This window comes from Subtercola boreus (assembly GCF_003399635.1).
Taxonomy (GTDB): domain Bacteria; phylum Actinomycetota; class Actinomycetes; order Actinomycetales; family Microbacteriaceae; genus Subtercola; species Subtercola boreus_B.
Genome location: NZ_NBXB01000089.1, coordinates 1 through 676 on the forward strand (window position 1 = coordinate 1; position 676 = coordinate 676).

A 676-nucleotide genomic window follows, 5' to 3' on the forward strand; every position below is an offset into this window, starting at 1 on the left:
CGACGTTGGGTTACCGGTTCCTCGCGGACGAGCTCGCTGATGCCGGGATCGCTGCGAGCGAAAACCGGGTATGGCGCCTCGCCAGGATCGCCCGGTTGCAGGCCTCGCACCACCGACGACGCGGGAAAGGCAACAAGCCCGGCCCCGCTGTCCACGACGACCTGCTCGGCGTGACCGATGACAAAGGCCGAGTGACGCACGACTTCATTACGGCCGCGACAGAACCGAACCAGGTCTGGTTGACCGACATCACGGAGCACTGGACCGGTGAGGGCAAACTGTATTTGTGCGCGGTCAAGGATTGCTGTTCCAACAAGATCGTCGGGTACTCCATCGATTCCCGAATGAAGTCCGAGCTCGCAGCCGCGGCGCTGCGTAACGCGATCGCGCTCCGCGCCCCAGCCGGCACGATCGTACATTCCGACCGAGGCAGCCAATTCAGATCCAACCGCGTCGTACGGCTGCTGAAGAACAACGGGCTGCACGGATCGATGGGGCGGGTGGGTTCCTCCAGCGACAACGCCGCCATGGAATCGTTCTTCTCGCTCCTTCAAAAGAACGTTCTGAACACCCGGCGCTGGAACACTCGCGAGGAACTCCGCCTCGCGATCGTGGTGTGGATCGAAACGAAATACAACCGCCGACGCCGCCAACGGGGCCTCGGCAAACTCACCCC

The 676-nt window shown here is 63.0% G+C and carries 1 protein-coding gene; it reads left to right on the forward strand.

Going from position 1 to position 676, the window contains the following annotated elements; translation table 11 throughout:
• On the forward strand, positions 1 to 676 hold a 676-nt coding region (locus B7R22_RS18610), incomplete at both ends, for an IS3 family transposase (protein WP_116413167.1).